This window comes from Allobosea sp. TND4EK4 (genome assembly GCF_900156025.1).
Taxonomy (GTDB): domain Bacteria; phylum Pseudomonadota; class Alphaproteobacteria; order Rhizobiales; family Beijerinckiaceae; genus Allobosea.
Window position 1 is genome coordinate 1 of sequence record NZ_FTMO01000038.1, and the last position, 13,213, is coordinate 13,213.

A 13,213-nucleotide genomic window follows, 5' to 3' on the forward strand; every position below is an offset into this window, starting at 1 on the left:
GAGCCACCGCCTTCCGCTTCGCATCGGGCGTCACCATTTTTTTGCGGCGACATCCTTCAGGATCGCGTTGTCGAGCATCTGCTCGGCCAGCAGCTTCTTGAGGCGGGCGTTCTCATCCTCGAGGGTCTTCAGCCGGCGGGCGTCCGACACGTCCATCCCGCCATACTTCGCCTTGAACTTGTAGAAGGTCGCCGAGGAGATGCCGTGCTTGGCTAGCAGACGTCCGCCGTCGCAGCTCCAGCCTCCTGCTCCTTCAGCATCCCGATGATCTGCTCTTCCGTAAATCGTGAGGGGCGCATCGTCCGTCTCCTTGAGTGACGGACTCTACTCAAATCTGGAGGAAGATCAGGGTCTCAGGTCATTGATTTCATTCGATCCAGAGACGAGACTCGAGCAATCATCGCGGTGCTGCACGATGTCATTGAGGATTCCGACATCACGGCAGATACTCTGCTGGCTGAGGGTTTCTCCAACAAGATCGTCGAGGCCATCGTTGCCCTCTCGAGGCAGGAGGATGAGAGCTATCTGGAATTCATAGATCGGGCTGCATCCAACGAGTTGGCTCGTCCGGTGAAGATAGCCGATCTCAGGGACAATCTGGATGCCGTCAGGATGAGTCTGCTGGCGCCTAAGAAGGCGACCAAGCTCAAGGAGAAGTATGCAGGAGCATTGGAGCGCCTGAACCAGCCAATGCCTTCCGCAGCCATGCTAGGGCAATCTCAGGGAGAATGAATGCGGATCACAATCCACGACGACAATGACGTGGTCTTCGACTCGGACGGAAAGACAGTTCTCATGGCGACAGATGAAGCCCAAAGGAGTTTCATCTTTGAGGTGCTGACAGCCTCTCTGGCCATGCTGTGCCGGGTGACGCCTAGTCACGAGATCCCGGATTACGACCCAGAACCCGGCCAGCAGAAGCAGTGACAAAGACCTGCGCCAAATGCGGCACATCGCTGGTCAGGATATCGGGCAAGCTTCTCGCCGAGGCTGTGCGGATGATCAGGCCGGTCCTGAAATCGCCAAGCCTGCCATCATCGATCCGCGCGGGCCGCCAGGCATCGTCCCGGAGGCGGTATGTGATCTGCCCTCGCTGCGATGCCTATTGCTTGGGGGCCGAACTCGAGGTCGCGTTTCTGGAGCACGCCGAAATCATTAGCCCAGCGGCTATGCATTGTGTTCAATCGGATCAACTAGTCGACAACCTATTGTCCGACGCTAAAATTTCAGCGTCGTCAGCCCACGCCGAGGCTAAGGCTAAGGCTAAGTGAGCTAGAGGCGTTTGGAATGTGGCATGGAGACGAGCGCTTGAGTATCAGATACGGGTATGCCACTCGCCGGCAGTTATGGCCACAAGGTAAGCTTGGACAGATTGTTGCACCGCCAAATTGCGTGGGATAGCACTGACCAGTCGATGGCTGGAGGCAGACGTGGCAATCAACAAATCGTGGCTTCAGGAGCTGGATTTCACGCCCGCTGGACAGCTCTATTTTAAAGCTGAAACTCTGGCATTCAGGCGCTCTGACGAATTCGGCCACCGCACCTGCCCTGGCGTCTATCTTTGGCTTGTAAGCGCCGACGATGGTTATGACGTTCTGTATGTAGGAAAGGCTGGCCGAACTCTCGAGGTGCGAATGGCGCAACACGGCAGCGGCAGTCGCCCGGCCTCTCAATCGAAGAAAGGCCTGCAAAACGCAGCCGAACTTCGCAAGTATCTTCCGGATAAGCCAGTTGAGGTATGGTTTCGCCCATCAGAACAAGTCCTTCACCTTGGCGTGCAAATCTACCAGACATCGCTTGATGAAGAGGCACTTCTCCTCGTCCTGAAGGATGAATTTGCCAATGGCCGCAGCCTCAACGTGCTCGGAGTCAGCCGTTCTGAACAAAAATCGACATCAGCTGCGTAAAGATGCCATCGAAGCATTCAAGGTGAATTGGCTCGGCAGTCATTGGGCGAACATTCTTACAGGCTGCCAAGCCAGTATCGTGGTGGCTCTCAAGAGCCAAGCCACCATCACTGTGGCACCAGCTTGGCGATCTTAGCCACGGTCGCCCGGCTGCATCCCGTGGCTGCCTGCACGTTGGACCATGTCATGCCGGCCCTGAGCATCGACGCGATACCCTCATTGCGCTTGGTATCAGCAGGGCGGCCCTTGTAGCGACCTTCAGCCTTCGCCTTAGCCTGGCCCTGCGCCTGCCGGCGGCGTCGGTCTTCGTAGTCCTTGCGTGCGACGGCAGCGAGCATATCGAGCATCATGGAATTGATGGCATCAAACATACGTACCGTGAACTCGTCGGCCTTCGAATCAGCCATGGCCCAACTCGTCGGCAGATCTAAAGCGACAACGCGAATGTGACGGGTCGCCATCTCCGCTTTCAGCTTAGACCAATCTTCGGCGTTCAACCGGGACAGGCGGTCTACCTGCTCGATCAGGAGAAGGTCGCCGGGCCGGCTATCCGCCAACAATCGGAAGAGGGCCGGCCTCTTGAGGGAGGCGCCACTTTCGTTCTCGATGTAGGTCGCGGCGATGGTCAATCCGCGTTCGCTGGCGAAGGCTTCGACCTGTTCACGGGCCCGGGTAGCGTCTTGTTCCAAAGTGGAAGCTCTGAGATACGCCCGAACGAACATGCAGCACCCTGATCGGTTCAGTTAGGATGGTCTCCTTATAACCGGTTCATTTTGGATTATCAAACATATATTATGAACCGGCATACGACCGGTTCATGAGAGGCACAGCCCAATTGAACCAGGCTCGGCATGGCACCGGTCATTTCGATAGGGCCTTGACCGTTGAATCGCTCGCCGGTTGATAACGGTCACCCCATGCGGACAGCCGAAACGGCCCCGGCACGCGCATCCGCTAAGCCATACCTCATCGGACATGATGGACGTAGATGCATCCCGCGCGGGTCCCGCTATAAAGCAGATCGGGAGCACCGCATGAGGAGACCAAATTGAGAGTCTATCGCCTATGCCCGAAGACAGGCGCACGCCAAGAGCCGAAGCGCAATCGGGATGGCTTCTACGTCCTCGGCGCTCCCGCGTATGGAAATCGGAAGCACCATAGTGAGAACAAGGTCTTGGCCCGAACCGAAGATGAGGTGATCGAACTCATCGTGAGCCGGGGCCACTCGGTCCGCGTCAACGCGGGAGGTACCGGCAGCCTGGTCCGCTCGAACATCTTCATCGATGGGAGGAGGGTTACCTAGTTCGACCTGTGGAAATCGCAGCGGGAACATGGTGCAGGCTGCGCTCACCAATCTCGACCTCGCGTTGAGCCGAGACGAGCCAGGCTGCCAGAAGTTCTATGGAAGCTGCAGCGTGATCCGGTCTTCGTAGGCCACACTCCCAGACGGTTGCCACCCGCCATCCATCTTCTAAAAGAGCCTCACGAACGGCGCGGTCCCTCGCGACATTTGCTTCAAATTTTGTCTGCCAGAATGAAGGTCGGGTCGACGGGTTGGTCGCGTAGCGACACCCCTCGTGCCGATGCCAAAAGCAGCCGTTAACGAAGATGGCCGCGTGATACCTCGGAAGAATGAGGTCTGGCCGACCGCGGACCTTCATCGAGTGCAGTCGGAAGCGAAAGCCGCGAGCGTGCAATCCACACCGTATAGCCAGCTCGGGATTCGTGTTCTTCCCCCGTATTCCCGACATCATTCGGGAACGGGTTTGCTGGTCCACGATGTCTGCCACAAGCGCCCTGGTTTTCGTGTTGGAAACTCGTATACACCGCCTTGGATGAAATTCGTAGGAGTCTGATTTGCCCGCTGCCTTCGGCGTTGTCGATCTGTTTGCTGGTCCAGGGGGGTTGGGCGAAGGATTTTCGTCACTTGGCAAGGATGGGCCTGCGCCATTCAGGATCGGTGTTTCAATTGAGAAGGAGACATCGGCTCATGGAACTCTGACGCTGCGCGCGTTTCTCCGAGAATATCGAGCGCGGCACGGCGCGCTGCCGGGCGAGTTTATAGAGTTCCACGCAGGACTCATTCCCGAGCCGGACTGGTCGGCTATCGACAAAGAAGCATGGCGCCTTGCCGTTGGTGAAGCTTGCGCCTTGGAGCTTGGCACTGACGCGGCAGCGTCAGCGGTCGACAGCGCTATCGCTAGGCTGAGGAAAAGCTCCGACGACACGATCCTGATAGGTGGCCCCCCTTGCCAAGCGTATTCCTTGGTTGGGCGCGCTCGGGCGCGGGGTAAAGTTGGCTATGTTCCTGAAGATGATGAGCGTCACTACCTGTTTCGCGAGTACATCCGGGTTCTCGACCGCCTTCGACCTGCTGCTTTCGTAATGGAAAACGTTAAGGGGATGCTATCGTCAACAGTTGAGAGCCGCCTGGTATTCGAGATGGTGATGGAGGATCTGTCCTCGCTAGGAACAGGCCGCGGTCACCATTACGAACTGCGCGCGATCCGTGTCGAAGATGGAAAGGCGAGCCTTACGGAGGCGACGGAACCGGCGGACTTTATCGTTCGCGCCGAGAATTTCGGAGTGCCACAAAGGCGCCATCGAGTGATAATCGTTGGCATTCGTTCGGATGTGGCGGCCAAGACCGCTGATGCCGTGGTCTCGGTTTCCCAAAAAAGCCGGACGGTAAATGACGCTATCGGCATGCTGCCAGCCTTGCGTAGCGGTATCAGTCGCGGCTTGGACTACGCTGCTGCCTGGCGGACCGAGGTCGCTAACGCAGCAGGGCAGCTGGCCAGCATCTACCAAGGGGATGACCGCCCGCTTGGCGAAGCATTCTCAACCATCTCAAAGCGGATGAAAGATAGCTCGCCGACGCTTCGAGCATCGTCATGCTTGCCGGAGGACTACGGGGCTTCAACCGATGAACTACTGCGTTGGCTCGAGCGGCCCGATCTGCGCGCCATTGCTCAACATGAAACACGCGGGCACATGACATCGGACCTCGGGCGTTATCTGTTCGCCTCGGTGTTCGGAAGTGTGCATCGTTATAGCCCAAAGGCTGCGGATTTTCCGGTCGCGCTAACCCCTGACCACCGCAATTGGGATAGCGGCGTCTTCAATGATCGGTTTCGAGTTCAGCTCGCAGGCCAAGCGGGAACAACAGTCACGAGCCATATCGCCAAGGATGGGCACTACTTCATCCACCCTGAGCCGATGCAGTGCCGAAGCTTGACGGTGCGCGAAGCCGCGCGGCTGCAGACTTTCCCGGATGACTATCTGTTTCTTGGAAATCGGACGCAGCAGTACGTGCAGGTCGGAAACGCTGTCCCCCCGTTTCTAGCTCAGCAGATTGCCAATCTGATTTACACAGCCCTGACGTGATCTGACACGCGCGGCGGTCGCCAACTCGCTTTTGCGCGCAACCGCCACTTGTGGCTTTCCCCTGTTCGAGCAAATGTGGAGCCTACGATTTAGGCAGGATTCGTAGGGCTCATATGGGTGGTGCCAGACAGGCCGATGCAACACCGCATGCGTCGGCGTTGATTGAAGGGCTGCGGGATATCGGCTACTCGCTCGAGACGGCCATCTCTGACATCATTGACAATTCGGTAACGGCGCGAGCGCGTCGAATTCAGCTCATCACGGAGACGTATTCCGACGAGCCATACATCGCGATTATCGATGATGGCGTAGGCATGACGGAAGATGAACTTGTCGCCGCTATGCGACCTGGAAGTCAGAATCCGCTGGCACCTCGCGACAAGCCTGACCTTGGCAGATTCGGCCTTGGACTGAAAAGTGCCAGCTTTTCCCAGTGTCGCCGCTTGACAGTCGTTTCCAAGAAGGGTGGCCAAGCGTGTGCCGCCATCTGGGATCTCGACGATGTAGCGAAACAAAATCAATGGTCTGTGCAGCTGCCTGATCATGTCGCCGGAATCCCGGCAGTTGACCATTTGGGCGCAACCGGCACGCTCGTTCTCTGGCAGAAGCTAGATCGGCTGACCGGCGGCGTATCGTACAATGCCGCCAAGCGCGCTGAAATCATCAATCAAAGGATCGCCGAAACAGAGCGCCACCTCCGCCTCGTATTTCATCGATTCATGGAAGAAACTAAGCCGCTCCAAATCCTGCTAAATGGCAGAAAAGTTCTGCCGCTTGATCCTTTTGCTCGCCGAAATTCTGCAACTATCATGGATCCGGAGGAGCGGCTTGCGCTCTTGGGTGGCGACGTGGAGATTCAGAGCTTCACGCTTCCGCATCACAAACAGATTAGCAAGATGGACTGGGAGGACATTGCAGGCCCCGAAGGCCATCTGAAGTCCCAAGGCTTTTATCTCTATCGCGGCAAGCGGCTGATTGTTTACGGAACTTGGTTCGGCCTTTGTCGCCAATCCGAACTCACCAAGCTGTCACGCGTCAGAATCGACATACCCAATAGTATGGACGCCGATTGGAAGATTGACGTTAAGAAGTCGTCCGCGCAGTTACCTCCGATCGTGCGCGACCGTTTGAAGAAAGTAATCGAGAGGATTCAGGCGGGATCCAAGCGAACTTACAACAAGCGGGGCGCCAAGCTGGTGGACCAGGAGCGTCTACCGATGTGGAATCGCATACAAGCCGATGGACAGATAAGATACCGGCCCAATATTGAGCATCCGACCTTCGTTTCTTTCGCCGAAAGCCTGACGCCGGAACTTCAACGCGGCTTCTTCAACTGCATTGCGCTTGTCGGGGCGTCTCTCCCTATTGAAACTGTGCACGCAGACATGGCGGGTACAGCTGAGCAGATCGTGCCCGACTTCGTGGACGAAGATGCGCTGGCACAAGCGGTTCACGCGACGTTGTCAGTTCTCTTAGGGGCCGGGAAGGGCATCAAAGAAATCATGTCCCTGATGAAGGACGTCGATCCATTCCGGTCAGCGTGGGAAGATACCCAGCGTATCATCGACGCAACCGTCGAGACAGAGGAAAAGCAGTGCAGCCCTTGCTGAGTAGCCTTGAAGGCATGACATCGATGTTCATGGCATCCCAGCCAGGGCCCCACACGGCGCAATCGATCCGGCTGATCATCGAGCAACTTCGCGGAACGCCGATGTTTTTCGGGAAGGTTGAGGATCACGAAGCCGAAGAACTCGCACGTCTGATAGAAGAAAAACACGGCATAAGTATGGGCCTCGGTGCTATCGTCGATGCCGAGGACTTCAAACCATGGCTACACGACGCTCGCATCAACGGAAAGATCGAGGATTTCTACTGGAGCCGTTATCGCAGGCTGCTGAACATGAAGGGCCTGCCTAAATCGGTGATCGACGCCACGGACGAGGTGACAGATCGGATCTTGGACCGCCTCGGCGATCCGCGCAACAACAGCCGATGGAGCCGCCGGGGAATGGTCGTGGGCCACGTCCAAAGCGGCAAGACGCAGAATTACACCGGTCTCATCTGCAAGGCTGCTGATGCCGGCTATCGCCTGATCGTCGTGATCGCAGGCATCCATAACAACCTGCGAAACCAGACCCAAGCGCGAATCGACGAAGGATTTATCGGGCGTGACACAGGACGACTGGCTCACGCAAACAAGGCACAAAGACAGAAGATCATTGGCGTCGGTCAGTTTGATCAGCGTGAATTTCCGGTTTCTTTGACCAACACTCTGCGCGATTTCAACAAGGCGACTGCGACAACAAACACCAGCCAGATCGGACAGTACAACGTGCCCGTTGTGCTCGTGATCAAGAAGAATTCCAGCACGCTCAAGAACCTGTTGGAGTGGCTAAAGGAGCACTCAGTCCACCAAGGCACGCAGATGGTCAGTCAGCCAATGCTCTTGATTGACGATGAGGCCGACAATGCGTCTATCAACACAGCCTATGCTCGTGACGAAGTTACGCGCATAAATGGCCAGATTCGAGAACTGCTCTCACTGTTCCACCGGAGTTGCTACGTCGGCTATACTGCGACTCCTTTCGCCAACATTTTTATCGACCCGGATACGGACGACGAGACCCTGAAGCAGGATCTGTTTCCGCGCCACTTCATTATCGGACTTGATGCACCGTCGAACTACTTCGGCGCACAGAAGGTGTTCCTTGATGCCCGTGACCAGCATATCAGGCTGATCGACGACAACGAAGACATTCTGCCGATGAAGCACAAAATCGACCATCCGGTCGACCTGCTGCCTGACAGCCTTGTGCGCGCTGTACGTGCCTTCATCGTCACCCGCGCGATCCGAAACGCGCGGGGGCAGCAGGCCTCACATGCCTCGATGCTGGTCAATGCCTCTCGCTTCACCGAAGTCCAAGGACGGTTACGGTCCCGCATTTCGGACCTTGTTGGCCGCATGCGAGACGCTGTTGCTGTGGATGCGGGCAAGGGTAGAGCTGCCCTCCGTAATCCGGAAATCGCCGCGCTAAACGAGATCTGGGAGCAGGAATACGCTGAAGCAGACGGCGCCGACTGGTCAGCGGTGCAGGCAAGGTTGCATGAGGTTCTGGTCGCCGCTCGCGTGGTTGAGGTCAATGCATCGAAGAGATCCCAAGCTCTCGACTATGACCAGCGAGGCGAGCATGGCGTGACGGTGATCGCCGTTGGCGGATTCTCACTTTCGCGAGGGCTCACGCTTGAGGGGCTGACTGTCAGCTACTTCCTCCGAAACTCCATGATGTACGACACGCTGATGCAGATGGGTCGCTGGTTCGGCTATCGCCCCGGCTACGAGGATCTGTGTCGGGTGTGGATTCCTGCTGATGGAGTCGGCTGGTATGCCCACATCCATGAGGCGATGGACGACCTCCAAGCCCAATTGAAGCGCATGGAACTGGCAAAGGCTACGCCAGAGCAGTTCGGTCTCGCCGTACGAAGTCATCCAGAGTCGCTGATAGTCACCGCTCGAAACAAGATGGGGACCGGCAGGGACTTCCCGGTCAAGGTCGGTCTCGCAGGCAGATTGATTGAGACGACGCGCATCCGCGCGGACCAGGGTCAGCTGGATCGGAACAAGAAGGCCGGGCAGGTGCTTGCTGGGGCGTTGAAGGCGAGCGGATTGACCGCCGATTACCCATCAAGGGGGACGCTCTACAGCTCGGTTCCCGTCGATCTGGTGCGCGATTTTCTTCGCGTCTTCCGCGCCGATGCCGCGGATCCTCTGACGGATCCGCGCCTCATGAGTGACTATATCGACGCCCGCGCCGGCGATGAGCTCAAGGATTGGGACGTCCTTTTTGCCAGCGCTCAAAAGGCTGAGGCCATCGACTTTGGCTCCGAAGGGGTCGCGATGAAGGGATTCGACAGATCGGTTGGCGAGAACGATCTGCGTCAGGGCGTACTTGCGATTAGCGGAGCCAGCAGACGGGTTGGCTCGCCCGGTGACGAACGCGTAGGCCTAAGTAAAGATCAGATCGATTTGGCAATTAAGTCTTTCCTCGGCGACCGCACGGAAGAGAGCGCCCCCAAGACGCTTCCACCAAGGATCTTCCTCGAGGTACTCGGGCGCCGGCCTCTGTTGATCCTTCGCTTCGTGGTACCAAACGTCGAAGACGAAAAATTGAAGCACCTTCTGCCAAAATCAGTTCTTGCTTGGAGTATCTGCTTCCCACTATCGAATGTTCAGAGTGGCACCGTCGAGTACGTAGTCAATACGATTCGTATGCGCGAGATGTTCGGCGAGGAGGAAATCGAGGAGGAGGCACTCGGTGATACCGAATGACACTCCGTGGTCTGGGCTTGAGGCAGGAAAGGTTGATACTCGTCGCGCTTCAGCGTCGGCGAGGTGGAACTGGTTCTGGGCGGCGATGCCCCGCACCGATGCTGCCTTGGTCTTGCGACTGACAGAACTGCCGACACCGACGCCCGATTTGCCGAAGCTGCGCAACCTCGAGATTCGATTTCAGACACTGTCGGACGGCCCGATCCTCTACATCCGCCTGAAGGACAACGCGCAGCTCGAATTGTTCGAAACTCTGTGCCGCGACGTGATCGCGGCGGGCGAGCTTTCCGAAACCGAAGGCGAGGCCCTGAGACGGGCGATTCAGCGCACCTTTCGTTGGCACTACCTGCTGCGAGGCGGAAAGCAGGAAATCTTGTCGGAGGAAGCGCAAAAGGGACTGATCGGCGAAATCGAGGTTCTGAAACTGCTGATCTCAACCATCGGGGCGAAGGCTGCCCTCGCCGCCTGGACCGGTCCGTCCGGGGCACCGAAGGATTTCGAGCTCAAAGCTGACTGCATCGAGGTCAAGGCGCGACGCGGGGCGTCCCAGCCCTTCGTAAAGATCAGCAACGAGCACCAGTTGGCCGATGTGCCCGCTCGTCGCCTGTGGCTGGCGGTCATCACCGTCGACAAGGCTCAGCCGCCCCATGGCAAGACTCTGACCGAAGAGGTGGCCGAGGTTACCGACCTGCTGGAACGGTCGGAGCCGTCAGCTATCATGGATTGGGATCTTCTTCTTGCCGACGCGGGATACGACGCTCTGCACGACTATTCGGCGTGGCGGTGGATTGTCTCCTCCCCTGACTTCCATGCGGTTGCTGAAGGCTTCCCGCGGATCGCCGCGCCCGTTCCGCTCGGCCTTTCTGGCGTCACCTATACCCTTGGGCTGTCTGCCTGCACACCTTTTCGGGCGGATTGGCACGACGTGCGATCCGGACTTGTTAATGAGGACCAACAATGAGGGATCTTGAAGAGTACCACCAGAACCTGATGGCTGATATCCGCCGCGAGGCTGACGCCAGCGGCATCCTGATGGTCGAGGCCTTCTTTGACCGGATCACTGAGCGACTGACTGAAGCCGGCGAACTCGAGGTGGCCGACCGCGCATATTATCAGGCCGGTGAGGGTGCCCAGAAGCTCAGGATCGACGGATATGCAGGCGATCCGCGCGACAGTGAGGGGGTGCTTGGCCTGATCGTCTGCGACTTCGTCGACGGCGACGATGTCCAGACCTTCGGCAAGGGTGATGTTAAATCGATCCTCAACCCCTTGATCCGCTTTCTGAATAAGGCCCGGACCGAAACTTTCCGCGATTCGCTGAACGAGGCAAACCCTGCCTTCCAAATCTCCGACCTGATCATCACGACATGGTCTCAGGTCACAAAGGTGAAGCTGATTCTCGTCTCGAACCGCCACTACATCGGTCGTGATGACACTGTGAAGCTGGCAGAAGTCGGGGATGTCCCAATTACTTGGTCCGTGTGGGATCTGGCCAGGTTCGAACGGTTCGACCGATCCGGTCAAGCGCGCGAGGACGTGTTGATCGACTTCGCAAACGACTTTGGCGCCCCGCTTCCCGCCCTGAAGGCCTCGCAGAACGGGGCAGCGCTTGAAAGCTATCTGCTAATCGTGCCTGGCGAACAGCTGGCAGCCGTCTACGACAGGTGGGGGGCGCGTCTCTTGGAGGCCAATGTCCGCTCCTTCTTGCAGGCCAGAGCCAAGACGAACAAAGGCATTCAGAAGACCGTTCGGGATGAGCCCGAGCTGTTCTTTCCGTACAACAACGGACTGTCGGCTACAGCCGACGAAGTCAGCTGTGTCCAGACGGATAAGGGTCTTGCCATAGCTGCGATCAATAATCTGCAGATCGTGAATGGAGCGCAGACGACTGGTTCGATCCACGCCGGGCTGAAATCCGCGAAAGATCGGCTTTCACAGGTATTCGTGCAAATGAAGTTGACGGTCGTTCCGGCAGAGCGATCAGAGGAGATAGTTCCAAAGATATCCGAATATGCAAATACACAGAATAAGGTTAACGCCGCCGACTTTTTCTCTAATCACCCATTTCACATTCGGATGGAGCAATTTTCTCGCGACGTAATCTTCGCGGCACGAGAGGGGGAGCGGCATGACAGTAAGTGGTTTTACGAGCGATCTCGCGGGCAGTTCATCAACGCGCGTGGTCGATTGTCAGCTGCTCAGCAGAGAAAATTCGATCTGCAATTCCCAAAGACGCAGCTCTTCAGCAAGACGGATCTCGCCAAATTCGCGAACTCGGCTGCTGGGCAACCGCATATTGTCTCGCGGGGTGCGCAGAAGAACTTTGCGGAATTTGCGAAGGAGATTGGCGAATCTTGGTCGAAGAGCGACGCGAAATATGATGAGCTCTGGTATCGTCGACTGATCGCAAAAGCCATCATCTTCCGCAAACTCGAAGAAGAGATCCCCAAGCAGCCTTGGTATGAAGGTGGGTATCGCGCGAACATCGTCACCTACGCGATGGCCAAGGTCTTCAATGATGGTACCGGCGAAAAGCAGATGCTGGATCTCGACACGATATGGCGGCGACAGGCTCTACCGGAAGCTCTGCAGCGGGCGCTGCTGCTTGCTGCCGCCGAGGCTCATGCCGTGATCACGCATCCCCCCTCTGGCGTCCGGAATATGTCGGAGTGGGCTAAGCAGCAAGCCTGCTGGAACGGCCTGAAAGGCCGCAAGCTGGACTACGATGCGGGCTTCGACAGCTGCCTAGTGTTAAAGGAGATTGCCCGCACCAGCGAGCGCGATGAACGGAGCAAGAAACGAGAAATTGAGGGGATCTCCGCCCAGTCCGAGGTTGTGAATCGTGGGCCCGAATTTTGGCGAGATCTCTTGGCCCGAGGCGTGAGTGGCCGGAAACTTACTCCGAAGGATCAGCAGATCCTTGGGGTCTGTGCTTCAATGCCACGCCAACTGCCAAGCGAGTTGCAGTCTAAGCACGCCATGAGCGTTCTGGAACGATTGAGGTATCAGGGGATCGTGGCCAACTGAGCCGGGCATCGCGCGGGCAACTGATCGGGCCCGAGGTTCGGTCGGCGCCTGAAGTAGATTATCGCCTCCGACGCGCAGCGCGGCGCATGCGCCGCGTTGCGCGCCGTCACGATACAGAACTAGAATTCCACTATTATTGTAGCTGCCCGCTGGGCGCAGCTGCATCTTGGGTCGTGCGGCTTAGCACTCGCCGGTGAGGCATATTGACCTGAGACCCTGATCTTCCTCCAGATTTGAGTAGAGTCCGTCACTCAAGGAGACGGACGATGCGCCCCTCACGATTTACGGAAGAGCAGATCATCGGGATGCTGAAGGAGCAGGAGGCTGGAGCTGCGACGGCGGACGTCTGCTAGCCAAGCACGGCATCTCCTCGGCGACCTTCTACAAGTTCAAGGCGAAGTATGGCGGGATGGACGTGTCGGACGCCCGCCGGCTGAAGACCCTCGAGGATGAGAACGCCCGCCTCAAGAAGCTGGACACCCGCAAGAACCTACCGCGCTTGCTGATTTTATGATTCCATCTCCCCTCGGCGCACGGGGCGGATTGCGATGGAACAGCGGTCGTT

General features: G+C 57.5%; 10 protein-coding genes and 2 pseudogenes. 9 read left to right on the forward strand and 3 right to left on the reverse strand.

Going from position 1 to position 13,213, the window contains the following annotated elements:
* Positions 1 to 299, reverse strand: a pseudogene (locus tag BW981_RS21825) (transposase); the annotation flags it as partial.
* 106 nt (positions 300 to 405) lie between these two features.
* Between BW981_RS21825 and BW981_RS21830 the strand changes: the two are divergent.
* The 3 genes from BW981_RS21830 (at position 406) to BW981_RS22830 (ending at position 1,907) form a co-directional block, all read left to right on the forward strand.
* The gene (locus tag BW981_RS21830; RefSeq protein ID WP_083712567.1) at positions 406 to 732 is read left to right on the forward strand and encodes a hypothetical protein; all 327 of its coding nucleotides are present in this window, start codon (positions 406 to 408) and stop codon (positions 730 to 732) included.
* Positions 733 to 927, forward strand: coding sequence for a hypothetical protein (locus BW981_RS21835; RefSeq protein WP_076443073.1), 195 nt, complete (start codon positions 733 to 735; stop codon positions 925 to 927).
* Positions 928 to 1,430: 503 nt separating this feature from the next.
* Entirely contained in the window at positions 1,431 to 1,907 is a 477-nt protein-coding gene (locus tag BW981_RS22830) for a GIY-YIG nuclease family protein (protein ID WP_139333898.1), read from the forward strand.
* 107 nt (positions 1,908 to 2,014) lie between these two features.
* Here BW981_RS22830 and BW981_RS21840 read toward each other — a convergent pair whose 3' ends face one another.
* Together BW981_RS21840 and BW981_RS21850 are read right to left on the reverse strand one after the other, a co-directional pair.
* Positions 2,015 to 2,629, reverse strand: a complete 615-nt coding sequence (locus tag BW981_RS21840; RefSeq protein ID WP_076443075.1) for a recombinase family protein — start codon at positions 2,627 to 2,629, stop codon at positions 2,015 to 2,017.
* Between the two features lie 573 nt (positions 2,630 to 3,202).
* Positions 3,203 to 3,697, reverse strand: a complete 495-nt coding sequence (locus tag BW981_RS21850) for a very short patch repair endonuclease (protein WP_076443079.1) — start codon at positions 3,695 to 3,697, stop codon at positions 3,203 to 3,205.
* 67 nt (positions 3,698 to 3,764) lie between these two features.
* Here BW981_RS21850 and BW981_RS21855 point away from each other — a divergent pair, with 67 nt between their 5' ends.
* From BW981_RS21855 to BW981_RS21880, 6 genes and pseudogenes are all read left to right on the forward strand, one after another.
* Positions 3,765 to 5,294 carry a DNA cytosine methyltransferase gene (locus tag BW981_RS21855; protein WP_076443081.1) on the forward strand — a complete coding sequence of 510 codons (1,530 nt, stop codon included), beginning with the start codon at positions 3,765 to 3,767 and terminating at the stop codon, positions 5,292 to 5,294.
* 113 nt (positions 5,295 to 5,407) lie between these two features.
* Positions 5,408 to 6,904, forward strand: a complete 1,497-nt coding sequence (locus BW981_RS21860; RefSeq protein ID WP_076443083.1) for an ATP-binding protein — start codon at positions 5,408 to 5,410, stop codon at positions 6,902 to 6,904.
* Positions 6,889 to 9,621 carry a Z1 domain-containing protein gene (locus tag BW981_RS21865; RefSeq protein ID WP_210188723.1) on the forward strand — a complete coding sequence of 911 codons (2,733 nt, stop codon included), beginning with the start codon at positions 6,889 to 6,891 and terminating at the stop codon, positions 9,619 to 9,621. The genes BW981_RS21860 and BW981_RS21865 overlap by 16 nt, the downstream gene beginning before the upstream one ends.
* Entirely contained in the window at positions 9,608 to 10,582 is a 975-nt protein-coding gene (locus BW981_RS21870) for a PD-(D/E)XK motif protein (RefSeq protein WP_076443085.1), read from the forward strand. Before BW981_RS21865 ends, BW981_RS21870 begins: the two co-directional genes overlap by 14 nt.
* Positions 10,579 to 12,648 (forward strand): AIPR family protein, encoded by a 2,070-nt coding sequence (locus BW981_RS21875; protein WP_076443086.1) that lies wholly within the window; start codon positions 10,579 to 10,581, stop codon positions 12,646 to 12,648. Before BW981_RS21870 ends, BW981_RS21875 begins: the two co-directional genes overlap by 4 nt.
* A gap of 266 nt (positions 12,649 to 12,914) precedes the next feature.
* A pseudogene (locus tag BW981_RS21880) lies at positions 12,915 to 13,123 on the forward strand (transposase); the annotation flags it as partial.
* Positions 13,124 to 13,213 lie beyond the last annotated feature (90 nt).